General features: G+C 52.7%; 1 rRNA gene. It reads left to right on the top strand.

What is annotated here, in order from left to right:
* Positions 1-692 (top strand): 23S ribosomal RNA (locus tag ACFFIT_RS13270); the annotation flags it as partial.

Below are 692 nucleotides of genomic sequence, written 5' to 3'. Positions count from 1 at the left end.
TAACTGGAGGACCGAACCGACTAATGTTGAAAAATTAGCGGATGACTTGTGGCTGGGGGTGAAAGGCCAATCAAACCGGGAGATAGCTGGTTCTCCCCGAAAGCTATTTAGGTAGCGCCTCACATAGCATCATTGGGGGTAGAGCACTGTTTCGGCTAGGGGGTCATCCCGACTTACCGACCCGATGCAAACTCCGAATACTGATGAATGACGTGTGGGAGACACACGGCGGGTGCTAACGTCCGTCGTGGAGAGGGAAACAACCCAGACCGCCAGCTAAGGTCCCAAAGTCACAGTTAAGTGGGAAACGAAGTGGGAAGGCTTAGACAGCTAGGATGTTGGCTTAGAAGCAGCCATCATTTAAAGAAAGCGTAATAGCTCACTAGTCGAGTCGGCCTGCGCGGAAGATGTAACGGGGCTAAAACTGTGCACCGAAGCTGCGGCATTGACGTAAGTCAATGGGTAGGGGAGCGTTCTGTAAGCCGTTGAAGGTGGACTGAGAAGTCTGCTGGAGGTATCAGAAGTGCGAATGCTGACATAAGTAACGATAAAGCGGGTGAAAAACCCGCTCGCCGGAAGACCAAGGGTTCCTGTCCAACGTTAATCGGGGCAGGGTGAGTCGACCCCTAAGGCGAGGCTGAAGAGCGTAGTCGATGGGCAACGGGTTAATATTCCCGTACTGGTATGATGGG

The sequence above is a fragment of the Thorsellia kenyensis genome (assembly GCF_042432445.1).
Lineage (GTDB): Bacteria > Pseudomonadota > Gammaproteobacteria > Enterobacterales > Thorselliaceae > Thorsellia > Thorsellia kenyensis.
This window is presented reverse-complemented; position numbering and strand designations above follow the sequence as displayed.